Origin of the sequence: Xanthomonas nasturtii (assembly GCF_023337365.3) — a bacterium.
Lineage (GTDB): Bacteria > Pseudomonadota > Gammaproteobacteria > Xanthomonadales > Xanthomonadaceae > Xanthomonas > Xanthomonas nasturtii.
The window spans coordinates 1,356,403-1,379,824 of the sequence record NZ_CP142084.2 but is presented as its reverse complement, the minus strand read 5'-3'; the positions used below and the strand labels follow the sequence as shown (position 1 = coordinate 1,379,824).

Annotated in this window: 18 protein-coding genes and 1 other RNA gene; 6 read left to right on the top strand and 13 right to left on the bottom strand. The window is 65.4% G+C overall.

Translation table 11 applies throughout. The features are described from left to right. The first annotated feature begins 40 nt into the window (after positions 1-40). The 3 genes from M3O59_RS06000 to M3O59_RS05990 all read left to right on the top strand — a co-directional run bounded on the left by M3O59_RS06000 (position 41) and on the right by M3O59_RS05990 (position 5,043). Positions 41-1,675: a carboxylesterase/lipase family protein gene (locus M3O59_RS06000; protein ID WP_116904665.1), complete on the top strand. Its 1,635-nt coding sequence runs from the start codon at positions 41-43 to the stop codon at positions 1,673-1,675. 59 nt (positions 1,676-1,734) lie between these two features. Continuing rightward, complete coding sequence (locus M3O59_RS05995) at positions 1,735-2,589, top strand: aldo/keto reductase (RefSeq protein ID WP_116904664.1); 855 nt, start codon at positions 1,735-1,737, stop codon at positions 2,587-2,589. A 345-nt stretch (positions 2,590-2,934) separates the two neighbouring features. Next, positions 2,935-5,043 (top strand): catalase, encoded by a 2,109-nt coding sequence (locus tag M3O59_RS05990; protein ID WP_116904663.1) that lies wholly within the window; start codon positions 2,935-2,937, stop codon positions 5,041-5,043. Between the two features lie 336 nt (positions 5,044-5,379). Here the strand turns inward: M3O59_RS05990 and M3O59_RS05985 are convergent, their stop codons facing one another. The 6 genes from M3O59_RS05985 to M3O59_RS05960 form a co-directional block, all read right to left on the bottom strand. Beyond that, positions 5,380-6,105 (bottom strand): AraC family transcriptional regulator, encoded by a 726-nt coding sequence (locus M3O59_RS05985; protein WP_064632341.1) that lies wholly within the window; start codon positions 6,103-6,105, stop codon positions 5,380-5,382. 132 nt (positions 6,106-6,237) lie between these two features. Further along, positions 6,238-6,723: a hypothetical protein gene (locus tag M3O59_RS05980; protein ID WP_116904662.1), complete on the bottom strand. Its 486-nt coding sequence runs from the start codon at positions 6,721-6,723 to the stop codon at positions 6,238-6,240. Positions 6,724-6,950: 227 nt separating this feature from the next. Beyond that, positions 6,951-7,024: non-coding RNA, sX9 sRNA (locus M3O59_RS05975), on the bottom strand. 203 nt (positions 7,025-7,227) lie between these two features. Continuing rightward, positions 7,228-9,363, bottom strand: a complete 2,136-nt coding sequence (locus M3O59_RS05970; protein ID WP_116904749.1) for an alpha/beta hydrolase family protein — start codon at positions 9,361-9,363, stop codon at positions 7,228-7,230. 146 nt (positions 9,364-9,509) lie between these two features. Continuing rightward, the gene (locus M3O59_RS05965) at positions 9,510-10,355 is read right to left on the bottom strand and encodes a transporter (RefSeq protein WP_181920386.1); all 846 of its coding nucleotides are present in this window, start codon (positions 10,353-10,355) and stop codon (positions 9,510-9,512) included. Positions 10,356-10,889: 534 nt separating this feature from the next. After that, a complete protein-coding gene (locus tag M3O59_RS05960) occupies positions 10,890-12,860 on the bottom strand; it encodes an OPT family oligopeptide transporter (protein WP_064632350.1) in 1,971 nt (656 codons plus the stop codon). Between the two features lie 402 nt (positions 12,861-13,262). Here M3O59_RS05960 and M3O59_RS05955 point away from each other — a divergent pair, with 402 nt between their 5' ends. Beyond that, on the top strand, positions 13,263-13,739 hold the full coding sequence (locus tag M3O59_RS05955) for a DUF3757 domain-containing protein (protein ID WP_239686982.1): 477 nt from the start codon (positions 13,263-13,265) through the stop codon (positions 13,737-13,739). Positions 13,740-13,757: 18 nt separating this feature from the next. On the opposite strand, the gene M3O59_RS05950 is transcribed toward M3O59_RS05955, so the two are convergent. The 5 genes from M3O59_RS05950 to lexA all read right to left on the bottom strand — a co-directional run bounded on the left by M3O59_RS05950 (position 13,758) and on the right by lexA (position 21,028). After that, positions 13,758-14,576 (bottom strand): HDOD domain-containing protein, encoded by an 819-nt coding sequence (locus M3O59_RS05950; protein WP_116904658.1) that lies wholly within the window; start codon positions 14,574-14,576, stop codon positions 13,758-13,760. 340 nt (positions 14,577-14,916) lie between these two features. Next, positions 14,917-18,168 carry an error-prone DNA polymerase gene (locus M3O59_RS05945; RefSeq protein WP_181920385.1) on the bottom strand — a complete coding sequence of 1,084 codons (3,252 nt, stop codon included), beginning with the start codon at positions 18,166-18,168 and terminating at the stop codon, positions 14,917-14,919. A gap of 171 nt (positions 18,169-18,339) precedes the next feature. Next, complete coding sequence (locus M3O59_RS05940) at positions 18,340-19,758, bottom strand: Y-family DNA polymerase (RefSeq protein WP_116904657.1); 1,419 nt, start codon at positions 19,756-19,758, stop codon at positions 18,340-18,342. 9 nt (positions 19,759-19,767) lie between these two features. After that, positions 19,768-20,421 carry a translesion DNA synthesis-associated protein ImuA gene (imuA, locus tag M3O59_RS05935; RefSeq protein WP_249045307.1) on the bottom strand — a complete coding sequence of 218 codons (654 nt, stop codon included), beginning with the start codon at positions 20,419-20,421 and terminating at the stop codon, positions 19,768-19,770. Between the two features lies 1 nt (position 20,422). After that, positions 20,423-21,028 (bottom strand): transcriptional repressor LexA, encoded by a 606-nt coding sequence (gene lexA / locus M3O59_RS05930; RefSeq protein ID WP_064632361.1) that lies wholly within the window; start codon positions 21,026-21,028, stop codon positions 20,423-20,425. 149 nt (positions 21,029-21,177) lie between these two features. On the opposite strand from lexA, the gene M3O59_RS05925 reads away from it, so the two are divergent. Both M3O59_RS05925 and M3O59_RS05920 read left to right on the top strand, forming a co-directional pair. Continuing rightward, positions 21,178-21,399: an AbrB/MazE/SpoVT family DNA-binding domain-containing protein gene (locus M3O59_RS05925; protein WP_003490241.1), complete on the top strand. Its 222-nt coding sequence runs from the start codon at positions 21,178-21,180 to the stop codon at positions 21,397-21,399. Positions 21,400-21,407: 8 nt separating this feature from the next. Further along, a complete protein-coding gene (locus tag M3O59_RS05920; RefSeq protein ID WP_249054340.1) occupies positions 21,408-21,833 on the top strand; it encodes a type II toxin-antitoxin system death-on-curing family toxin in 426 nt (141 codons plus the stop codon). 105 nt (positions 21,834-21,938) lie between these two features. On the opposite strand, the gene M3O59_RS05915 is transcribed toward M3O59_RS05920, so the two are convergent. Beyond that, positions 21,939-22,442: a DUF6496 domain-containing protein gene (locus M3O59_RS05915; RefSeq protein ID WP_064632363.1), complete on the bottom strand. Its 504-nt coding sequence runs from the start codon at positions 22,440-22,442 to the stop codon at positions 21,939-21,941. Between the two features lie 220 nt (positions 22,443-22,662). Then, positions 22,663-23,331: a DUF763 domain-containing protein gene (locus M3O59_RS05910; RefSeq protein ID WP_330462331.1), complete on the bottom strand. Its 669-nt coding sequence runs from the start codon at positions 23,329-23,331 to the stop codon at positions 22,663-22,665. Positions 23,332-23,422: the final 91 nt, after the last annotated feature.

Genomic DNA, 23,422 nt, shown 5'->3' with positions numbered 1-23,422 from the left:
ATGATGGCGAACGCTCTCACTCCACAGCGGACCCTAGCGCATGCGTGAACTGAACTCTCTTGCCGCCGTGCTGATGGCAGCTTGCCTGCTGGTCGGCTGCGCACCGCGTCGTCCTGGCGAGGTGCCGGCGCTGGTGCATGCGCCCGATGCGCGTGCCGAGGTGGTGCAGACCGCAACCGGCCCGGTGCGTGGCGTTACCAGTGCGCAAGGCCGGGCATTTTTGGGCGTGCCGTTTGCAGCGCCGCCGGTGGGCGCACTGCGCTTCCGCGCGCCGCAACCGTTGGCCGCATGGAGCCAGGTCCGCGATGCCACCCAGGCCGGGCCCGCCTGCTTGCCGCGCTATCGGTTCGGACAGAAGCATGTTTCCGAAGATTGCCTCACGCTCAATGTCTACGCGCCGCCCGGCCCCGTACCTGCGCATCCACGCGCGGTGATGGTGTGGATCTATGGTGGCGCGCTGGAGCTGGGCAGCAATGTCGACTACGACCTGAGCGCGTTGGCCGCGCGGCAGGACGTCATCGTGGTGGCGCCCAATTACCGGCTGGGTGTGTTCGGGTTCTACGCGCATCCAGGTCTGCGTGGCGAAGGCGAAGGCGCGTATGCATTGCTCGACCAGCAGGCGGCCTTGCGCTGGGTGCAACGCAATATCGCAGCGTTCGGCGGCGACGCGCACAACGTCACCGTGTTCGGCGAATCGGCCGGTGCGTGGAGCATCTGTTATCAACTTGCCTCGCCCAGTGCAGCCGGCTTGTTTCAACGCGCCATCCTGCAAAGCGGCAGTTGCCTGGCGAGCGATTCCAGCGTGCCGCAGCACGAAGCAGAAAGCGGCGGCGTGCGTATGGCGCAGAGCGTGGGCTGCGCGCAGACCAGCGATATCGCCGCCTGCCTGCGCGCGCTTCCTGCCGACACGCTGGCCGATGCAAAACCACAACGACGCGGGCTCACCGGCAGCGATGCGTGGGCACCGATGTCCGGTGGTGAGGTGATGCCGCTGCCGCCAGCGGCCGCGATTGCCAGCGGCCAGCATGCGCAGGTGCCGGTACTGATCGGCAACAATCGCGACGAGGGACGTTTGTTTGCGCAGCTGCTGTCCTACATCGGCAAGCTCAACCTGCGCAGCGGCTATGCAGCGCGCGTGCAGCACATGCATGCCTCGCCCGGCCCGATCCTTGCGCAGTACGCCGATGTGGCTGCGCAATCGCGCTGGGAGGCATTCGCCGATATCGTCACCGATGGTGGCTTCGCCTGTCCCACGCGTCGGCTCGGGCAGGCCTTGCGTACCCATGCGCCGGTGTACGCGTACGAGTTCGACGACCCGCAGGCACCGTATGGCCTGTTGCGCCTGCCGTTTTCGCACGCTTTGGGTGCCTTTCATGCCTCCGAACTGGTGTATCTGTTTCAGCGCCCGTGGGTGCTCAGCGGCGATGCGCAGTTCAGTCCGGCGCAACAGGCGCTTGCCAATACGCTGCAGGATTACTGGGGTGCGTTTGCGCGCACCGGGGATCCCAATGGCGGTCAGCGGCCGCAGTGGCCGCGCTTCGACGGCGATTCACCGCTGACGCTGTCGCCGCACAGGATCGGCGCAACGCCGGACTTCGTGCAGCGTCATCGTTGCGCGTTCTGGGATGCGCATGCAGACACTGCGGCAACATCGCTGCCGCCATCGTCGCACTGACGCGGCGACATCGGTACGACGCAGCCGTCACTTTCATTCCAACGCGACAGGAGCCAGCCATGTCCGAAGCCTCTCCATCCACCTGCGCGCAAGTACGCCTGCGCAATGGGCGCAGCGTGTCGGCATTAGGGTTGGGCTCCTGGAACCTGGGCCAGGGCCGGCACGCACCGCAGCAGGAAATCGAAGCGCTGCAGCTCGGGCAGCAATTGGGCATGCAGCTGATCGACACCGCCGAGATGTATGGCAATGGCCGCTCGGAACAACTGATCGGCCAGGCCATCAGCAGCGCGCAGCCGCCCTACATGGTCTCCAAGGTGTTGCCCAGCAATGCCAGCGCACGCGGGATTGCGCGTGCCTGCGAAGCCAGCCTGCAACGGCTGGGGGTGAGGACGATGGACCTGTACCTGCTGCACTGGCGCGGCGGCAGCAACCTGGCCGAGGTGGTGGATGCGTTCGAAGCGCTGCGCGACGCCGGCAAGATCCGCGATTGGGGCGTGTCGAACTTCGATGTCGATGACATGGAAGAGTTGTGGGCGATCGACGGCGGCTCGCATTGCCTGGTCAACCAGGTGCTGTATCACGCTGGCAGCCGCGGCATCGAATTCGATCTGTTGCCGTGGTGCGCCGCGCACGACGTGACGGTGATGGCGTATTCGCCGCTTGGCAGCCGCGCGTTGCTGGATCACCCGGTCCTGCACGTCATCGGCCAGCGCCGCGGTGTAGCGGCAACGGCAGTGGCGCTTGCGTGGGCCATCCGCAGCGGCAGTGTCATCGCCATTCCCGAATCCGGAACGCCTGCACATGTGCGTGCCAACGCCGCCGCGTGCACGCTGCAGCTACATGCGGAAGATCTTGCAGAGCTCGAGCACGCCTTCGCGCCACCCACGCGCAAGCAGCCACTGGATCTGCTCTAAGAGCGGCGGACAAAGCGAGCGTGCTCGCTGCTTGCGGGCGCGCTCGGTGTTCGGTTCGGTGCGGCATGCACCACTCAACCACTGCGGCTCCTCCGCACGCTAGCATCCACTTGTACAGTGCTCACGACGTTTCGTCGTCGATCTGACAGCGCAATGGTCGCGTCCGCTGTTATGCAGCAACACGGCAACGCGCCTTGCGTGACCGATGCAGGATGCAAGTGCCACACAGTGCGATGTTCGCTGCACATGTGAGTATTCGTTCGCATGCAGACACATGCAATTAACAGCGCCACTCCCAGGCTTTATTGCTCAGCCCGCATCCCAGCCCGCCAGAGTGGAGTCCCCATGGCCAAGTCCCCCAGTAAATCCGCGCAGGTTCATGCCGTCGCACCTGCAAGCGCCACATCCGATGAGTCGCGCGGCACTGGCGATGAGTTGCACCAGAAGGCCGGCGGTAGCCATCCGCAACTGACCACCAACCAGGGCATCCCGGTTGGCGACAACCAGAACTCCCTGCGCGCAACGCCACGCGGACCGACGTTGCTGGAAGATTTCATCCTGCGCGAAAAAATCACCCACTTCGATCACGAGCGCATCCCCGAACGCATCGTGCATGCGCGTGGCAGTGCCGCGCACGGCTATTTCGAGCTGACCAAGTCGTTGAGCCAATACACCACCGCCAAGATCTTTACCGAGGTCGGCGAAAAAACCCCGTTGTTCACGCGTTTTTCCACGGTCGCCGGTGGCGCCGGCTCGGTGGACACGCCGCGCGATGTGCGCGGGTTCGCGGTGAAGTTCTACACCAAGGAAGGCAATTGGGATCTGGTGGGCAACAACATCCCGGTGTTCTTCATCCAGGACGCAATGAAGTTCCCTGACCTGATTCATGCGGTGAAAATGGAGCCGGACCGCGGCTTCCCGCAGGCCGCCAGTGCGCACGACACCTTCTGGGACTTCATCTCGCTGACGCCCGAATCGATGCACATGATCATGTGGGCGATGAGCGACCGCACCATCCCGCGCTCGCTGCGCATGATCGAAGGCTTCGGCATCCATAGTTTTCGTTTTCTCAACGAAAACGGCGACAGCACCTTCGTCAAGTTCCACTGGCGCCCCAAGCTGGGCCTGCAGTCCACCATCTGGGACGAAGCGGTCAAGATTGCCGGTGCCGACCAGGATTTTCACCGTCGCGATCTGTTCGAAGCAATTCAGAACGGCGACTTCCCGGAATGGGAACTGGGCGTGCAGTTGTTCACCGAGGCGCAGGCTGAGGCATTTCCCTTCGATCATCTCGATTCGACCAAAGTCATTCCCGAAGAGTTGGTGCCATTGCAGATCGTCGGACGCATGGTGCTCGACCGCTGGCCGGATAACTTCTTTGCGGAAACCGAACAGGTTGCATACTGCCCGGCCAACATCGTGCCCGGCATCGATTTCAGCAACGACCCACTGCTGCAGGGCCGCCTGTTCTCGTATCTGGATACGCAGCTAAGCCGTCTGGGCGGTCCGAATTTCCACCAGATTCCGATCAACGCACCCAAGTGCCCGTTCGCCAACAATCAGCGCGACGGTCACATGCAGATGGGCGTGCCAAAGGGACGTGTTGCTTACGAACCCAGCTCGCTGCAGGCCGATGCGCCACGTGAGGCGCTGCGTGGATTTCCCAGCCATGCGACCCCGGCCGAAGAAGGTGCCAAGGGCCGCGTGCGTGCAGAGAGCTTTGCCGATCATTACAGCCAGGCACGGCTGTTCTTCCGCAGCCAGACCGCGCCGGAACAGGCACATATTGCGTCGGCATTGGTGTTTGAACTGTCGAAGGTGGAAACCGCACATGTGCGCGAAGCCATCGTGGGTCATCTGCGACACATCGACCCGGAGTTGGCGCAGCGTGTGGCCGATGGCATGGGCATGACCACCCTGCCGCCGGCACCTCCTGCAGCGGTTGCGCCCACCGACATGCCGCTGTCGCCTGCCTTGCAGGTCATCGGCAAGATGAAAGACACCTTGAAGGGACGCACGGTCGGCATCCTGATTCACGATGGTTCGGATGCAGCGGCGATCAAGGCCGTGCGCAAGGCGGCAGAAGCTGCTGGCGCCACGGTCAAGATCGTCGCGCCCAAGCTGGGCGGCGCCAAGCTCAGCGACGGCAAGCAGCTGCCTGCCGATGGGCAGCTGGCAGGCACGCCTTCGGTGGTGTTCGATGCGGTGGCAGTGCTGCTGTCGTCGGAAGCAGCGAAGTTGCTGACACGCGAATCGGCTGCACTGGATTTCGTGAGCTTTGCCTGGGCGCATCTGAAGGCGATTGCGTTCGACGATGGCGCGCAATTGCTGCTGAAGGCAGGCAATGTCGGCAAGGATGCGGGCGTGGTCCCCGCGGCCGACACCACGGCATTCGTTAGCGCAGCGAAGACACGCCAATGGGCACGCGAGCCGAAGGTGCGCATGCTGGCGTAATCACACCTGGTTAGCGACTGAAGACTTGGGCGCGGGCGACTTTTCATGGGTCGTTTCGCGCCCGAGTTGTTTATGCAGGTAGCGATGAAGGTGCCGTAGCTAAGATGACGAGCTAGCTGTTGCTTACGTGACTAGCCGTTATTTACGTGAACCAAGAGCCACCCGCATTCGACCGACGGCGCTTGGTGTTAGCCAACAATGCGACGACGTGAATGCTGGTTGTCGTGGGTTGATTGGCGCAGTTCGAGAGATGCTGTACACAGCGATGGGTCTGCGGTTTGGCTGCAGGGCCCTTGCCCGCCCACCATCGCGGGACACGCTGCAGGCAGCTACTTTCTACAACGCTTGGCCAGGAAACTGCTGGGCATTCGCCAACGCACGATACTCGCGTGGCGTCATGCCCACCGCCTGCTTGAATTGCCGCGCAAATGCGCTTTGGTCGCTGAAGCCGCAAGCGTGGCCGATTTCGGTAAGGCTCTTGTTTCCGTGCAGCAGATGCATCGCCATCTGCAGGCGCAGCTTAGCCAGCACTTGTTGCGGCGTCAGCTGGAACACCTTGCGGAAGGAGCGCTGCAGCTTGGACATCGAAAATCCGGTGATCTCCACCAGCGCCTGCATGCGCACGTTTTGCGCGTAGTTGGCGTTGAGATACGCCAGTGCAAGCCGCAGCTTTTCGTACTGCGATTCGTGCCCGTCCTGGGGGCCCAGATCGCGCGAGATGCCGATGATGCCCTGCACCTTGCCATCCACCAGCAGCGGCCGCTTGCAGGTGAGGCACCAGCCAGGCTCGCGGTTGGCGAACAGATGCAGCTCCAGCAGGTTGTCGATCACCTCGCCGGCCAGCACCTGCTCGTCCTGATTGGCGTAGTTGGCGCCCAGGCCACTTGGATAGACCTCGGCGACACGCTTGCCGATCAAGTCCTTGCGCTGCTTCAGCCCCAAGCGCCGCAGCATGGTCTGGTTGACGTGGGTGTAGCGGCCCTCGCGATCCTTGACGAAGAACAACACGTCCGGCACCGCATCGAACAACGCTTCCAGATCGGCAGGATCGATGCTCTTCATGCGAGAGGATTCATGCAGTGCCAGGGACTCGGGGCCAGGAGTGGCGCAGCGGTGCAGCAACGCACCGGCGTCTGCACACACCAGGTGCGCAGCGTCATGATACGCCGCGCCTATCGCACAGCTTGCAGGCGCTCAGCGCGGCTGTTCGGCCACCGTGCCGGCGATTGCAGCCGGGGCCTCCTTCGGGGCGTCGATCGACGCGCTGGTGGCGCCCATGCGATCGGCCGGCGTCCGCCGCGCTGTCCAGGCCTGCACGACTGCGGCCCCCGCTTGCGACCCCACCTGCACGCGCAGACGTGCGCCAGCGGTGGGCGCTACAAATTCGATTTCGCAGTCGCCCGCGGCCATGCAGCTGTCCGCTGCCAGGCGGTCGACCGGCTGCCAGCCCTGCTCGGCAATCGCCTGCGAGAACGCGCGGTAGCTCATGCCCGGCTTGAGCGTCGCCGGCAACGGCCCCAGCAGCTCGCTGTTGGCGGCGTCTGTGGCATTGGCAATGGCGGGCGCAGCGGTCACCGGCGCATGTACAGGCGCAGCCGCCGCAGGCCGCGGTGCGGCGCTCCAGGCAGGGCTGAAGATCAGGGCAAGCCCGAGGAAGGCGAGGCGGACGAACGTGCGCATGCGAAAGACCCTTGCGATCCTGGCAGGGATTGGGAAAGTTAAGGAAGCGCTATTTTGACATGCCGACATGACGACGGGGCGATGGTGCCCGCGCGCGATCAGCAGCCATTTCATCGCCGGTTATCCAACAGCGAGCAGCAAGCGCACTCGACTGCGAACATATCGGCGGCACAACGTATTGCTTGAGCGAGCGCTGCAACACCCCATATTTCCAGCTCTCTAACAACGGCCAACACACGTAACAGGCAGTCGTCAGGAGAGTGTAGACGGTGCGCAGGCACCGAGTGGACACGTGGGACATGCCGCACCTAGCCCCGGGCCGCGCCGGCCCGCCGGTGAGTGCCGGCATCGTGTCAGCTGCTCTGACGCGACACCACGCATTCCCTGGCAATACGCAGTGGCCGGCTCTTCGATCGCCAGCCGCACTCGCCTGCTGCAGGCTACCGCGACACAAAAAAAACCGGCACGTCGCGGCAAGGCGGCATGCCGGTTATTTTTGAAGGATTACTGGCCGATGTGCTGTTTCAGCCAGCCATTGACCGTGTCGTGCCACAGGATGCTGTTGTCCGGCTTGAGCACCCAGTGGTTCTCGTCCGGGAAGTACAGGAACTTGGAGTCGATGCCCTTGCGCTGCAGCGCAGTGAATGCGGCCAGGCCCTGCTCGACCGGGATGCGGAAATCCTGCTGGCCGTGGATGACCAGCATCGGCACCTTCCACTTGTCCACGTGCAGCACCGGGTTGAACTTCTCGTAGCCGGCCGGGTTCTGCCACGGCGTGCCGCCGTTTTCCCACTCGCTGAACCACAGTTCCTCGGTGGCGTAGCCCATGGTGCGGTTGTCGAACACACCGTCGTGGTCGACCAGGCACTTCCATGGGTGGTTCCCATCTTTGTCAAGCCACGTCCCCGCCATCCAATAGACCATGTAGCCGCCGTAACTGGCGCCCAATGCGCAGGCCTTGTCGCCATTGAGGAAGCCGTACTGCTTCTGCGCGGCGGCCCAGCCCTTTTGCAGGTCTTCCAGCGGGCGGTCGCCCCAATGCTGGCTGATGGCGTCAGTGAATTCCTGGCCGTAGCCGGTGGAGCCGTGGAAGTCGATCATGACCACCGCATAGCCCTGCCCGGCGTAGGTCTGCGGATTCCAGCGGTTGCTCCAGCCATTGCCGAAGCTGCCCTGCGGGCCGCCGTGGATCAGGAACGCCACCGGGTAGGTTTTGCCTTCCTGGTAGTTGTACGGCTTGACCACATAGCCGTGCACCGTGTCGTTGTTCCAGCCCTTGAACTGGAACTGCTCGTAGTCGCCGAACTGCACCTGCGGCAGCAGCTCGCCGGCGCTCTGGGTGATCGCCCGCAGACCCTGGCCCTGCACGTCGCTCACGAAGATTTGGTCGCCGCTCTTGAGCGAGCTACGCGTAAACGCCAAGGTGTTACCGGCCAGCGTCGGTGCATGCACGCTGCCCTCGCCCACCAGCTTGGTCGCTTCGCCACTGGCGATGTCGATCTTGAACAACGGGTGCTCGCCCAGATTGTCGGCGCTGGTGTAGAGGCTGCTGCCGTCATCGCTCAGCACGATCTCGCCGGCCGAACGATCCCACTTCGGCGCAATCTCGCGCGTCTTGCCGCTGGCCACGTCCATCGCCATCAGGCCGAAGCGGTCGGCCTCGAAGCCGGGGCGCTTCATGGCGCGGTAGTACAGCGTCTTGCCGTCGGTGCTGAACACCGGGCCGGCGTCCCAGGCCGGGTTGGCCGCGGTGAGATTGACCGGCGCCGACTTGCCGGCCGCATCCAGGCGATACAGATCGAAGTTGGTCTGCCACGGCTCGTCGTTGCCGGTGGGCTTGCCAGCCGCCTTGCCGTTCTTGCCGGCTTCCGGGCCATGCGGCTGCGGAATGCGCACGCTGGCCACCACGCTGCTGCCGTCCGGCGACCAGGTGTAATCGTCGTTGCCACCGAACGGTTTGGAGGGCGCATCGCCGGCCAGGGTGGCGCTGATTGCCGAGGCACCGGCCACCGCCTTGGCGCCGGCTGCGGGCAATCCCGCCACGAACAAGGTATTGCGGCGGCCATCGTTCCAGGTGTCCCAGTGACGCACGAACAGCTGGTCGTACACCACGCCGCTGGCCTTGGCGTCCTTGACGCTGGCCAGCTTTTTCTTGGTGCACGCCAGATCCGAGCCGCAGTCCTGGAACACGCCGGCGCTGAAGACGATGCGCTTGCCATCGGGCGAGAGCTTGTAGCTGTCCACGTCCACCGCAAACGCGGTGAGCTGCTGCGGGGTGCCGCCAGCCAACGGCTGCGCATAGAGCTGCTGGCTGCCGGACTTGCTGCTGAGGAAGTACACCGCCTTGCCATCCGGCGACAGCGCCGGGCTGTTGACGTTCCAGCCTTCGGGCGTGAGCCGCTTGGGCGGCGACAGATCGCGGGTGCGCAGATTGCGTACCCACAGGCTGGTAGCCGGCTTGCCATTGGCGGTCTTGGCCTGGCGCTTGGCGAACAGCACCACGCTGCCATCCGGGCTGAGCGTGGGCGAGGACACCCGGTCCAGCGCCACCATGTCGCGCACGTCGAAACCGCGCGCAGCGGCAAGGCTTGGCAAGGCGGCCAGCAAACACAAGGGCAATACGGCGTGACGCAGCTTCATCGACATCTCCGGCAACGGCAAAACGTCGATGGTAGGCGTTGCTGCGGCGCACGCGCAAAGGCAGGACGTCATGCGGCGTGAAAGGGTGCGGCACGCCGTCGCGCGCCATGCCCATGCCGCCTATGGGCGGCACGGGCGGCAGCGCATCAGAAGCGGTGCGACATGCCCACATACACCTGCGCGTCCGGGGTGCGCTCGTTGAGGCCGAAGTTGGTGCCCACGTCCAGCTGCAACAGCGGGTTGATCAGATACGCAGCGGCGATATCGGCCGAATATTGTTCGATGGTTTGAGCAGGGTCGCGGTTGATCGAGGACCACACCTCCACCGCCATCGACAGCTTCGGCGTGAGCGGATGAGCCAGGTTGATCGCATTGATCACTGCGATGTGCTTGCCGCTACCTTCGCTGTCGGCCAACCAGTCCAGCTCCGGGCCGAAGGTCAACGAGAAGCTGTTGGGCAACGCAAAGTTGATCGGCAGAGCGACGCCGCCTTCCCACTCGTCGTTGCCCAGGCCGGTGCGGGCGGTCGGCGCCTTGACGAACGGCAGTACCGCCACGGTGGCGGTGTCGCTTTCGTAGAAACGCGCCTTCATGCGCAGATAGATATCGCCACCGCCGCTCAGGCTGCTGCGTGCGCCGGTGGTGCGATCGGTGGTCTTGACCTGCAGCTGTGGCGCCCAGTTGAGCTGCAGATCGATGCGGTCGCTGACGCCGTACTTGAGCGTGGGATTGGTAAACACCGAGGTTTCGATGCGTGTGCCGGGCTGGCTGTCGCGTGTATAGCTGCCGATGTCGGTTTCCAGCTGCCAGGCGCCGGTCGGCACGGTACAGGTGGAATTGGCCCTGGTCGGCCGGTCGGTGCAGAGCGCCGCTTCGGTGGCGTCTTGCGCCTGCGCTTGCGTGGCCAGGCCGCACAGCATGCCGGCCACGGCGATGGTCAGCAGCGAGATGCGGCGTGCGCGGGAAGAAGAACCGGAAATAACAGTCAGCATTGCAGTAACTCCATGGCAGGGCGCTGGGCCAAGACACAACAGGCCAGCAGTGAGTGGGGGAATGCGGGTGGAGAGGTAAGGCGACCGCATGACGCCCAAACGGCGGCGTCTGGTCGATCCTATCCAACTGTCGAGCTCGCCAGACAAAAAGCGGCCGCAACCGTGCCTTGGAAGAAGCGCAGTGTGATTGGGCTAACGTTTTTGTCGGCAGCAGCGGCGGCGCGATGGCCTATGGCGCGGAGATCAGCGGGGTCGATCCAGGCGTGCGGCAGTGGTGGCGCATCATCCGTGCGGGAGACGGCACGATACGCAGCAGCGGCATAAAGGTGCTATGCACGAGTCCTGGACCTGGCATAAAGCTGACGCAAAGACAGGCTGCAGGCAACGAGGTGCCGTCAGGGACGGTCGATGGAGTCTGCAGCGGCGGTGCATGGGGATGATGCAGATGATGGCAGCGGCATCCGCTGCAGGCAGGTCGCCTTGCGCGCCTGCCAGGACGGCGCATGCAGCGCATGCGCCGTGTCTGTCGCAGGCTCAGGCGGCTTGTTCGCCGCGCTTGCCGACGCGGTACAGCAGCCAACCGACCAGGGCGAGAATGGCCAGGCCGACCCATTGATTGAGCTGCAGGGCGGCCGGTAGCGCCAGCACATCCGCACGGCTGGACAGCACGATCGGCACCGCAATGGCGATGCCCATCAACGCCTCGCCGGTGATCAGGCCGGCGGCGAACAGCACGCCCGGGCGATGCACGCGGTCGCGGCCGTCTTCGTCGTCGGCGCGAATGTTGTGGAAGCGCTCCACCAGGTGCGCGATCAGGCCACCGATGAAGATCGGCACCATCAGTTCCAGCGGCAGATAGATACCGATGGCCGCGGCCAGCACCGGCACACGGAAGCGCTTGCCGGTGGCCTTCAACCATTCGTCCAGCGCGATGATCGCCGCGCCCACAGCAGCACCGATCGCAATCATCGACCACGGCAGCTGCCCGCCGAACAGGCCCTTGGCCACCGAGGCCATCAACGTGGCCTGCGGCGCGCCCAGCGAGTTGGGATGCTGCGGCGTGGCCGGGCCAATGCCGTACGCCTGCGCCAGCAGGTTCAACACCGGCGCCATGATCAATGCGCACGAGAACGCGCCGATCCCCAGCATCAACTGCTGCTTCCACGGCGTGGCACCGACCAGATAACCGGCCTTGAGGTCCTGCAGATTGTCGCCGCCCACCGCCGCCGCGCAGCACACCACCGCACCGATCATGATGGCCGCCACCGCGCCCAGCGGTGCGGCGCCGATGCCCACCGGCACCAGGCCGCTCTTGCCCAACAACAGCACCAGCACCGCCGAGGCGAACAGGATGGTGGAGATGGTGATACCCGACACCGGGTTGTTGGACGAACCGATCAACCCGGCCAGATAGCCGGACACCGACACGAACAGAAAGCCGGCCACGATCATGATGATGGTCATCGGGATCGACACGTGCCACTGCTGCACAATGGCCTGGTACAGGCCCAGCAGCGGCAGCGTGCACAACACCAGCGCCACCAGCATCCACTTCATCGGCAGGTCGCGCTCGGTCTCTGCAACCACGCCGCCACCGCTCTTGCGCGCGGCCGCAAAGCCGCTCTTGACGCCGGAAAACAGCGACTTGCGCAGCGAGAACAAGGTCCACACGCCGCCGATCAACATCGCGCCGACGCCGAGGTAGCGGATCTTCGCGCCCCAGATGCCAAACGCCGTATCGGCAGCCGGGGCACCGACCAGGCTCTGCGCCAGCGCCGGGTCCGAGCCCATGAAAAACTGCTGATACAGCGGAATGGCGATATGCCAGGACAGGATCGAACCGGACAACACCACGATGCCGACGTTCAAGCCGACGATGTAGCCCACGCCCAACAGTGCCGGCGACAGGTTGGTGCCCAGGTAACCCACCAGGCGGCTGCTGCCCAGGTAGGTGGCCTGCGCCCAGGTGTCCGGGATCACCCGCAAGCCACTGGCCGCAGCCAGCTTGACCAGCGCGCCGATGGCGCCGGAGGCGGCCAGGATCTTCAGGCCCGGGCCGGGGTTTTCGCCGGCCTTGAGCACTTCGGCCGCGGCCTTGCCTTCGGGGAACGGCAGCGGGTCTTCGACGATCATCGAGCGCCGCAACGGCACCGAGAACAGCACGCCCAGCAAACCGCCCATACCGGCGATGCCCAGCACCCACCAGTACTTGAAGTCCGGCCAGTAGCCCATGATCACCAGCGCCGGGATGGTGAAGATGACCCCGGCCGCGATCGACGAACCGGCCGAGGCGCCGGTCTGGACGATGTTGTTTTCCAGGATGGTGCCGCCGCCGAGCAGGCGCAGCACGCCCATCGACACCACCGCCGCCGGAATGGCGGTGGCGATGGTCAGGCCGGCAAACAGGCCGAGATAAGCATTGGCGGCCGAAAGCACCACCGCCAGCACGATGGCCAGCACGACGGCACGAAAAGTGAGCTGGCGCGGCTGCGCGTCATGGCGCATTGGGCATTCCCCTGTAGGCAAAAAATCCGCATCACGCTAGCGCCTGCGCCCAGCCGAGTCCAGCTGCGGCGCGGCGTGACAGTGTGCAAGGTATGGCGTGCGGCGCCAACGACATCGGCGGCGACGCCTTGCGTGGCGCGATGGAGACGCCAACCGGCGGCAGCATGTGTGGATCTGTGCGCCCAGGGCGCTACGCATTCGCACACGGCGCCGGCCAGGGCGTGGCGTTCGCTATTGTCCTGCACAGCAGCGCGTCGACAGGAGCCTGTGCGCCCCGCTCCGGCCGATGCGGCGTGCGCTGACCGCCAAGCCCGTTTCATCGGCCTTCCATCGCATACCGCAGCCACGTACCCAAAGGTCCGACACATGATCCGTCCGCTGACACCATTGATTCTTGCCGGCATGCTGCTGCCGCCGGCCGCAGCCGATGCAGCCGGCAAGCAGCCTGCGCAGGATGCGGCACAATGCCCGGCACCTGAAACGGTGCACTACGAGGCCGGACGCTATCGCGCCCCTGTCCGGCTCGACGTCGGCTCCGGAAGCGGCGTGTGGGCCAGTACGCTGCAGCCCAACGCGGGCAGTCCACGGCATCTGTCATCGGCGCTCTACTACGGCACTCGCGCCGCAGCGGCGCCCAGCACCGGAGTACTGGTCAATTGCAGCTACGCGTTACGCGGTGACACGGTGGTGGATCTGGCCTACTTCGATCGCCTGACGCCGAAAACGCAACGCAACCTGATCGTCACACTGCAGCACCCATCCCGCTGGCAGCTCGATCAAGCGCCAGCGCCTGGGCAGGATCAGTTCTATGCCTGTTCCCGGAGCGAGGACATCCGCAGCGCGGCGGACTGCGCGTTCGAGCCGCTGCGCCTGGAGTGACGCAGCGGCAACCACTGTTCAATTCAGCAACTCGGCAAACGCGCGGTCGGCCTCGATGACATCAGGCAGCGCGGCGAACAACGCGTCCAGATCCACGCCGTCCATCAGCGGGCCACGCACCGCCTCCAGTGCCGCCGCAGGGTCGCCACGATGGGCATGCAGGGCGTCGGAGACCTGCACGGCCTGGGCGACCAGCAACGGCATGCGCGCGCCGTCGGGTGCGGCGGCCGGGCGAACCTGGTAGGCGATGGCCTCCTGGATCACCACCGGCAACTGCCAGCGACGCACCAGCTCGGCGCCCACTTCCGGGTAGCCGAAGCCAAGTTGCAGCGTCTCTTCGGCGGCATGGCCGGCAGACGAGGTGTCGTGGTTGATGCGGCTGGCGTAATCCGGGGCGCCGGACTGGATCAGCAGCTCGCCGATGTTGTGCATCATGCCGCAGGTAAAGGCGGTTTCCGGGTCCAGGCCATGCTGGCGCGCCAGCAGGCGGGCGATGCCGGCCACTTCGAAACTGTGCCGCCAGAATGCCTTGAGGTCGAAACCCGGGCCGGCGCGAAAGGCGCCAGTCATCGCCGAGGCCAGCACCAGGGTGCGCAGCGTATTGAAGCCCAGGCGCATCGCGGCGTCTTCCACACTGGTGGAATCGCGCAGGCCGTGAAAGCGCGCCGAATTGGCCAGCCGCAGCACCTTGGCGGCGATCACCGGATCGCGCTCGATGCTGTGCGCCAGCGTATCGATATCGGTCTGCGGATCGTCGAATTGACGGATCAGGTCCTGCGCCACCTTGGGCACGGTGGGCAAGGTGTGCAACTGGTCGAACAACGCCTCCAACTTCATGATCGCCTCGTGGGTGAAAGACAAGCCAGCGCGGCCGCGCGGACCTGCATGGTGTAGCACAGACCGGTTTGCTGCCAGTGACCGGTGGCGGGATGGATTCACCTACGCCTGTGGTTTTGCGCTGGCGGCGGTATCTCGCACCCCGCCGGGCGATGAGCGTGGCCACGAGCGAACTCGACGGGATGTCACAAGCGATGGCGTGGATGCCGGCAGTGATGCGGTTTGGCTGTCGATGCGCGGGACAGCACGCAGTGATGCAGCGTTGTATGAGCACAGCCGCAGCATGCGCATGGACATGACGCATCGTTGCGTTGCCGGTATGTGCTCCTTCGGGCAGCGCTCAATGAAAATCGCGCGAGGGCAGCTGCATTTCGCCGAGCAGGTTGCTGAGGTCGTGCAGGTCGCCGGCGATCAGGTGTTCCACGCCGTCCACGCGTTCCCAGCGGCCACGCACGGCGAGCAGGCGCGATTCCAGCAGTGCGCGGCGGCGGCGCAGCGCCAGGTGCGACCAGACGATGACGTTGATCATGCCGTGCTCGTCTTCCAGGGTGACGAAGATGGTGCCCTTGGCAGTGGCCGGGCGCTGGCGCTGGGTGACCAGGCCGGCGACATGCACGCCGCTGCCGTGGCGGCGGCCTTGCAATTCGCGCAGGCCCAGGATGCGCCGCTGCCGCATCTGCGGGCGCAGCAGCGCCATCGGGTGCTGGCGCAGGCTCAGACCGACCGAGCGGTAATCGGCAAGAATCTCTTCGCCCGCACGCGGGGCTTCAAACTCCACCGGGCGCTCTTCCGGGCTGCCCGGCAGCAGCGGGCGGCGCGCCTCCACGCCGGCCATGGCCCAGCGCGCGGCATTGCGGTTGCCCACCATGCCCTGCAAGGCACCGGCTTCGGCCAGGGCCAGGCGCGCTTTTTCGTCGAGTGCAGCGCGCAGGCAGAGATCGCCGATATCGGTGAAAACCCGTTGCGTGCGTGCAGCGACAATGCGATTGGCCACCACCTCCGATAACCCGGCGACTTGCCGCATGCCCAGCCGGATCGCCGGTTGTTCGCCAGGGTCGGCAGCGCTGTGCCAAGGCCGGCCGCCGACCAGGGTGTTGTCCCAGTCGCTGTGCAACACATCCACTGGCAGCACCTCCACGCGCGCGCGCTCGGGGCTGCCGCGGCGCGCGTCCTGCACGATCTGGCTGGCCGAATAAAACCCCATCGGCTGCGCGTTGAGCAGCCCGCAGGCGAAGGCGGCCGGTTCGTGGCGTTTGAGCCAGCAGCTGGCATAGACGAGTTTGGCGAACGAGGCGGCGTGGCTTTGCGGAAACCCGTAGGAGCCGAAGCCCTTGATCTGCTCGAAGATCTGGTCGATGAAGGTGGAGGCGTAGCCTTTGCCCTGCATGCGCTCGCGCACGCGCGTGCGGTGTTGCTCCATGTCGCCGCCGCGCCGCCAGGCCGCCATGGAACGGCGCAGATTGTCCGCCTCGCTCTCGCTGTAATCGGCGGCATGCATCAGCAGCTCCATCACCTGCTCCTGGAACAACGGCACGCCCAGGGTGGGCTTGAGGATGTCTTCCACTTCCGGCGATGGATAGTTCACATCTTCGCGGCCCTGTCGCCTGCGCAGATACGGGTGCACCATGTCGCCCTGGATCGGCCCGGGGCGCACGATCGCCACTTCGATCACCAGGTCGTAGAACACCGCAGGTTTGAGCCGCGGCAGCATCGCCATCTGCGCGCGCGATTCGATCTGGAACACGCCCACCGTATCGGCGCGCTGGATCATCTTGTAGGTGGGCGCGTCGTCGCCGGGCAATGTCGCGATGCTGTAGTCGCGCCCGCGGTGGCCGCGCACCAACTCCAGCGTCTTGCGGATGCAGGTGAGCATGCCCAGGGCCAGGCAATCGACCTTGAGCAGCTTCATCGTTTCCAGATCGTCCTTGTCCCACTGGATGATGGTGCGCCCGGCCATGGCGGCGTTTTCCACCGGCACCAGCAGCGACAGCGGCTCGTCGGAGATGACGAAGCCGCCGACATGCTGGGAGAGATGCCGTGGGTGATCGCGCAGCTGCTCGGTCACTGCAAGGATCTTGTTGATCAGCGGGTTGGCCAGATCGAACCCGGCTTCTTCGATGCGCTGCTCCATCGGCGTTTCGCCATTGCCCCAGCCGTAGCAATTGGCCAGCAGCGCGATCTGGTCCGGCGGCAGGCCGAAGGCCTTGGCCACGTCGCGTACCGCACTCTTGCCGCGATAACAGATCACCGTTGCCGCCAGCGCCGCACGTTCGCGGCCGTACTTGCTGTAGACGTACTGCAGCACTTCCTCGCGGCGTTCGTGTTCGAAATCCACGTCGATGTCCGGCGGCTCGTCGCGTTTTTCGGAGAGAAAGCGCGCCATCAACAAACGTGTTTCGTCGGGATTGACTGCGGTGATGTCCAGCGCATAACACACCGCCGAATTGGCCGATGAGCCACGCCCCTGGCAGAGGATGTCCTGCTCGCGCGCGAAGCGCACCACATCCTGCACAGTGAGGAAAAATGCCTCGTACTTCTTGAGCGCGATCAGCGCCAGCTCTTTTTCGATGTCCTCGCGCACCTTTGCCGAGATGCCGCCCGGCCAGCGTTTGCGAATGCCGGCTTCGGTAAGCTGACGTAGATAACTGGTTGGCGTATGCCCTTCCGGCACCAGCTCTTTGGGGTAGGTGTAGCTGATCTTGGAAATATCGAATATGCAGCGTTGCGCCAACTCCACCGTGGCCTGCAACAGCGCATCCGGGTAGATATTGCCCAACGCACGCCGCGTACGCAGATGGCGTTCGCCATTGCGAAACAGATGCGCGCCGCATTCGGCCAGCGGGGTGGTGTGGCGGATGGCGGTCAAGGTGTCCTGCACGATGCGCTCGCGGCGCTGCGCCATGTGCACATCGCCGCTGGCCAACGCGGTCATGCCCAATTGCTGGGCAAGCAATTGCAGCGACTGCAGGCGTGCGGCATCGTCTTGTTCGCGATGCAGTTCCACCGCCAGGAACGCACGCTCGCCAAACACCTGTTGCAGCCAGGCGCCCTGCTCTGCCTGCGGCTGCACGCCAGGCAACCACAGTGCAAACACACCTGGTACAGCGTCGCGAAACTGCGCTTCCACGTCGGCACGTCCCAACCGATACGCGCCCTTGCTTGCGGCACGCCGCGCGCTGGTGATCAGCGCGCACAACTGCCGATAGCCCTGCGCGTTTTCCACCAGCAGCACCAAGCGCGTGCCATCGACCAGGGTGAATTCGCTGCCGACGATCAACCGCACGCCAGTGGCGCGCGACGCTTCCAGGCCACGCACGATGCCGGCCAGCGAGCATTCGTCGGTAATGGCCAAGGCGCTGTAGCCGCAGTGCTGTGCGCGCACGAACAACTGCTCTGCACTGGAGGCGCCGCGCAGAAACGAGAAATCCGACAGGCAATGCAGCTCGGCATACGCGGGCAAGCCATCGGCGACCTGCGCATGGGTGATGTCGTCGTTTGCTGCGCGCAGCCGCGCGGCAACATTCCAGCCGCGCGGCATGCGCCCGCCGGGCGTGTCGCGGTCCACGCCATCGATGGCGTCATCCCAGCTCATGCACGGATGCCTTCAACTGTGTGCTGCGCCCTGCAGATGCCCAGTGCGCAGCAGATCGCGCCGCCGCAGGTCCTGCCGCGTTTTGTCTGGAGCCGTGGCACCGGCCGCGTGCGCCAAACCGCAATGAGCAGCCAGGCAGCCCGTGCTCCGATATCGCGCAGGCGTGCGCGCTCACGCAAACCACCCATGCAGCATCCAGCCATCCAGCCGGCCAGGCGCGGCGAATGCCCAACCGCGCCGGCCGCGCGCGGTTTCCACCACGTAGTAATCGCGACGCGCGTCGTCGTCGTCCCACCAGCCGCTTTCCAGCCGTTCCGGGCCGGACACGATGCGCAGATGCGGGTCGTGCAGCGGCACCGGCTGCGGTAGCAGCCAGGTGGGGCGCGGCGGACGTGGCGGCGCAGCAGTTTCGCGCACCGCATCGCCGATGGCGCGACGCCAGGCGCGCTCCGGGCGCGGGTCGTCGGCCGGCAGGATGCGATACACCGCGTCATCGCCCAACCGCGCACGCAGGCGTTCGCGCAGTTGCGGCCACTCCACCGATTGCTGCGCGCGTTGATCGAACAGGTCGCGCATGGCCGGCACGAACGGCGGCAGTTGCCGCGCCAGCAAGCGCATCGCCACCACCGGGCGCGGAATCTCCACCCGCTCCAGCCGGTTGCGCGCCAGCTCGAATAGCAACGTGGGCGCACGCTCCGGCGTCAGCAGGCCGATCTCGACATCGGTGGCGCCCTCTTCGTGTTCCAGGCGCAGCAAAAAACGCTGTACGCCGCCATCGCGAATGGACAGGTACGTGCACAGGTCGCCGATCAGCCGGCGCAACGGAAACAGCAGCGCCGGATGCGTTTCCACCTCATAGCCCAGCTCCACACGATGGTCGAAATGGTCTGGCGGCGCGTAGCACTCCAGCGGGTCGTCGACCTGCCCGTAGAGGCGATCCAGGTGATCCAGCAGGCTGGCACCGAAGCGCCGGCGCAGCCCATCGCGCGGCAACCCGCGCAGCGCTGCGAGCGTGCGCACCCCCATGTGCTGCAGACGCTCGCCAACATCGCCGGGCAACGCGGCGCGGCGTACAGGCACCTTGTCGAGGGTGCTGTGCAAGGACGGCAATTCCGTCACCACCATGCCATCGCGCAGGCCGGCCAGCACGCGTGCGGCGCGCGGTGTCGGTGCCAGCGCAAGCCGGTGCTGGAAGCCCAGCGCCTGCAGCTCGTCACGCAGGCGCCGCTCGAACCGTGGCCAGGGGCCGAACAGGCGAAAGCTGGCGCCGGCTTCCAGCACGATGGCGCGCGACCACTGCTGGCTCACCAACGAACTATGCCGATATGCCCAGGCCGCAAGAAACCGCTGCGTGCGTGCTTCGCTCTGTGCGTCGTAATCGATGGTGCGTACCTGGGTCATCAACGCATGCGCCGCCGACAGCCGCATGCCGGCCTTCAGCCCGGCCGCGGCGGCCGCGGCATTGACCGAGTGCAGGCTGCGCAACTGCGCCGGACCTTCCACCAGCACCAGCGGTACGTCCGGCTCTTCCAGACGCCGAAGGACGGCATCCAGCGCCAGCTGCGGCAGCAATATGCAGGCCCACAACATGCGCGCGCCTCAATGCGCCAGCCGCAACGGCTGCGAGGGCACCTGCCCGCCGCGGCATTTGCGTACCTGCCAGGCATCGCGCTCGGGCAGAAATTCCAGCCGCAAGGCCGCCGGCGATGCATTCACCGCATGGCGGCGATCGCGCAGTGCGAAGGCGCAGCAGTTGCCGCTGTCGGCCGCCACCTGCAACCGGCGCAATGCACGCGCATCGCCGGTCTGCGGCCAGCCCAGCACTGCCGCGCATGCGCCGCTGCGCAGACATTGCTCGAAGGCCCACAAGGCCTCGCGCGGCTCGGCCTGCACCACTTCCAGATGCTCCAGCACCACCCCGCCCGCCTGCCAGGCCGGCGCATACGGAATGAACGGCGGCGCCACCAACACCACCCGGCTGCTGCTGGCGGTCATGCGTGCCAGCGTGGGCAACAGCAAGGCGATCTCACCGATGCCATGCGCAGGCAACAGCAACTCGGTCAACGCACGTCGCGGCCAGCCGCCGTCGGGCAGTACTGCATCCAGTGCGGCATGCCCGGTGGCTTGGCCACCATTGGCGGTGGCCGTGCCCTGGCCCGCACGCCAGACCGTGCGCGCGGCCAGCAGGGCGTCCAGCGGCAGTGCCACTGCCGCATTGCCGTCCTGTCCGATGCGCGCCGGCTGCTGGCTCATGTCAGCCCTGCCGGATCAGGCCGCAGTACAGTCCTTCGACTGCGAAGTCGGCATCGGCTGCCACCACGATCGGCGCATGCGCACGATTACGCGGCAGCAGGCGGATGCGCTCGGGCCCACGCTCCAGGCGTTTGATGGTGATTTCGCCATCCACCCGCGCCACCACGATCTGCCCATCGCGCGCCTCGTTGCTGCGGTGCACCCCCACCAGGTCGCCATCCAGGATGCCGTCGTCGATCATCGAATCGCCCTGCACTTTCAGCAGGTAATCCGGGCGTAGCGAGAACAGCGCGCGGTCCAGCCACAGTTGCCGCTCCAGGCCGATGTCCGCGCCGATCGGCACACCCGCCGCCACCCGCCCCAGCACCGGCAGAGCCAGCAACGCATCGCGCCCGGCCCCGCCGGGCATGCGGATGCCGCGCTTCTGGTTGGGCAGCAGCTCGATCAACCCGGCCTCGGCCAGGGCCTGCACATGTTTTTGCGCCGCATTGCGCGAGGCAAACCCGAAGGCCTGCGCAATCTCGGCAAGACTGGGCGACACGCCGGCCTGGGCCTGCTCCTGCAGGAAGGCCAGCACCGCGGCGCGTTGGGGGGGCAGTGGGAGCATGAGCGTGCAGCAGCCGGGCGGGACAAGGTGTACATTTGTACACCCATCGGTCGCAGCAGACGAGACTGGCTTGCTGAGCCGATTCAGCACACCGCTTGCGGCTGGGCGATGCTGGAGTTATAACTTACGTACTAACGTGAGATGCCGTCATGAAACTCAAGATCACCGCCATCGGCAATTCCGCCGGCGTCATCCTGCCCAAGGAACTGCTGGCCCGCCTGCGCCTGGGCAAGGGCGACGAACTCTATGCACTGGAAACGCCCGACGGCATCAAGCTGACCGCCTTCGACCCGACGTTGGCAGCGCAGATGGATGTGGCCGAGCAGGTGATGCGCGAGGATCGCCAAGTGCTGAACAAGCTGGCCAAGTGAACACGCGCATGCTGGTCTGGATCACGCATGCGCTTGCGTTGGCGATCCACGAACGTCAATTGAGCGAGCACGGCGGCGCGAGTGGAGTGCGCGACGAGGCGCTACTGGCCTCGGCACTGGCACGCCCGCAACAGCTGTTCTCCTACAGTGATCCGCCGCCCGATCTGGTGGAGCTGACGGCCAGCCTGGCCTATGGGCTTGCGCGCAACCACCCGTTCGTCGATGGCAATAAACGCACTGCCCATGTGTGCTATCGGGTGTTTTTGCTGCTCAACGGCGCCGAGCTCATCGCTTCGCAGGAAGAGAAATACGTTGCCATGATGGGTCTGGCCAATGGCGCGTGGAGCGAAGCAACATTTGCGCAATGGCTACGGCCGCGCGTGCGTTTGCGCGCGGACACGCAAGTGCACGAACCGCAAGGCCATTACGGCTGAAAGCATGCCTGTGGCAGCAGCACGCTTGTGTTGGCACATGCATGCGCAAGTATCGACATGCCACAACTCGGTCGGCGTTGACGTCGCCACATGGCGCAGGCGCTTTTACTCCGCGCGCTTGCGCGTTGCAGCCGCCTTCTTCGCAGCCACCTTGCGCACTGCAGGGCCCTTGGTCTCTGCCGCTTTCTTCGCTGCTGTCGAGCGATCACTGGCCGTGCGCTTTTTTGCGGCGCCCGTGGTCTGCGTGGACAAGGCCTGTTTGCTTACCGTCTTCTTGGCGCTGGTGTTCTTGCTGGCGGTCTTCAAGGCTTTCTTGGTGCCGGCCGAGCGTGTGGGCGAAACCGGTTTGTCGGACGTTGCAGCTGCAGTGTCTTGCGCAGCTTTTTTCTTGGTGGCGTTGGATGCGGAACTGGGCGGTGCAACATCTACGCCATCGCGGCGCGCCTTGGACAGCCCGATCGCAATGGCCTGCTTGGTGCTGTTGACCCCATGCGCGCCTTCGCGCACCTGTTCGATTTCTTCTTTCACATATTCGCCGGCCTGGGTACTGGCCGCCTTTCCTTCCTGCTTGTCCTTGCTGGCAGCGCGGCGCGTTTGGGTCTGTGGCATGGCACTTCTCAGCTGTGGATGTCGGCTCGATGTAACAAGCGCAGCGTCAATGCGCAGTGGCCGCGATACTCACCTGGCGTTGAAGCGTGCCTGGCGCCCCGCCACCCCACGCGCTTGCACAGCAACTGACCGCATCCGCGTCTCCGGCACAGACCTGTGCAACCGCCCGGCGAACACGCTACGCCTCGCCCGCCGCACGTCAACATCTTGGCAACAGCGCTCAGGCGGTGCGGCAATACCAGGCCCAGAGGTGTTCGGGCAGATGCGCGTGCAGCGGCACGTCCACGGCCTGATACCCATCGAGCACATCGCGCATGGCGGCATGCGGGGCATCCACAAAACTGCTCAAGCCTTCGGACAGCCAGTGATACCGGCGTGCCTGCTTGCGCTGCCCGTGCATGCATTGCTGCACCACCACCCAGCGGCCGTCGTCGCTGACGATGAAGCCGTGCAGATACAGATCGAAGCCGTCTTGCACGGCCGCGCTGTCCACCTTGGCGACCAGCCGGCTGGCCTGCGCCAGTGCGGCGCCATCCAGTCCCACCGCATCGCCCACTGCCAGTAATTCCGCAGGCGTGGCACGCGAATGCCGGCCGCGGCCGCCACAGACATGGATGCCAAGTTCGCCGGACAGCGGCGTCAGCCCACGCTTGAGTGCGCCGATCACGCTGGTGGTGATACCGGACGAATGCCAATCCATCCCCATCACCGCACCGAACGACTGGAACCAGAACGGGTGCGCAAGCCGCCGCAACAATTCATCGCGCCCGTAGGTGTGCACGATGGCCTCGCACATCACCGCGCCAAGCCGCGTCATCCGCTGCCCCAACCATTGCGGAACGCGCCCGCCATGCAAGGGAAGATCTGCACTGCCGCCGCGCCGGCTCATTGCTGCCACCTCATCTTCTTGCCGCAAGGATAACGGCGCAGCGTCGCAGCAGCTGGGACGCAGGCGCTGCAGTACGCGCGCAACCTGACGA

Bases quoted from the DNA above. Each gene is read 5' to 3' on its own strand.
- M3O59_RS05965 (WP_181920386.1), bottom strand. From the start codon at position 10,355: ATGCTGACTGTTATTTCCGGTTCTTCTTCCCGCGCACGCCGCATCTCG.
- M3O59_RS05995 (WP_116904664.1), top strand. From the start codon at position 1,735: ATGTCCGAAGCCTCTCCATCCACCTGCGCGCAAGTACGCCTGCGCAAT.
- M3O59_RS05925 (WP_003490241.1), top strand. From the start codon at position 21,178: ATGAAACTCAAGATCACCGCCATCGGCAATTCCGCCGGCGTCATCCTG.
- M3O59_RS05980 (WP_116904662.1), bottom strand. From the start codon at position 6,723: ATGCGCACGTTCGTCCGCCTCGCCTTCCTCGGGCTTGCCCTGATCTTC.
- M3O59_RS05960 (WP_064632350.1), bottom strand. From the start codon at position 12,860: ATGCGCCATGACGCGCAGCCGCGCCAGCTCACTTTTCGTGCCGTCGTG.
- M3O59_RS05970 (WP_116904749.1), bottom strand. From the start codon at position 9,363: ATGAAGCTGCGTCACGCCGTATTGCCCTTGTGTTTGCTGGCCGCCTTG.
- imuA (WP_249045307.1), bottom strand. From the start codon at position 20,421: ATGAGCCAGCAGCCGGCGCGCATCGGACAGGACGGCAATGCGGCAGTG.
- M3O59_RS06000 (WP_116904665.1), top strand. From the start codon at position 41: ATGCGTGAACTGAACTCTCTTGCCGCCGTGCTGATGGCAGCTTGCCTG.
- M3O59_RS05945 (WP_181920385.1), bottom strand. From the start codon at position 18,168: ATGAGCTGGGATGACGCCATCGATGGCGTGGACCGCGACACGCCCGGC.
- M3O59_RS05990 (WP_116904663.1), top strand. From the start codon at position 2,935: ATGGCCAAGTCCCCCAGTAAATCCGCGCAGGTTCATGCCGTCGCACCT.
- M3O59_RS05985 (WP_064632341.1), bottom strand. From the start codon at position 6,105: ATGAAGAGCATCGATCCTGCCGATCTGGAAGCGTTGTTCGATGCGGTG.
- M3O59_RS05910 (WP_330462331.1), bottom strand. From the start codon at position 23,331: ATGAGCCGGCGCGGCGGCAGTGCAGATCTTCCCTTGCATGGCGGGCGC.
- lexA (WP_064632361.1), bottom strand. From the start codon at position 21,028: ATGCTCCCACTGCCCCCCCAACGCGCCGCGGTGCTGGCCTTCCTGCAG.
- M3O59_RS05950 (WP_116904658.1), bottom strand. From the start codon at position 14,576: ATGAAGTTGGAGGCGTTGTTCGACCAGTTGCACACCTTGCCCACCGTG.
- M3O59_RS05940 (WP_116904657.1), bottom strand. From the start codon at position 19,758: ATGTTGTGGGCCTGCATATTGCTGCCGCAGCTGGCGCTGGATGCCGTC.
- M3O59_RS05955 (WP_239686982.1), top strand. From the start codon at position 13,263: ATGCTGCTGCCGCCGGCCGCAGCCGATGCAGCCGGCAAGCAGCCTGCG.
- M3O59_RS05920 (WP_249054340.1), top strand. From the start codon at position 21,408: ATGCTGGTCTGGATCACGCATGCGCTTGCGTTGGCGATCCACGAACGT.
- M3O59_RS05915 (WP_064632363.1), bottom strand. From the start codon at position 22,442: ATGCCACAGACCCAAACGCGCCGCGCTGCCAGCAAGGACAAGCAGGAA.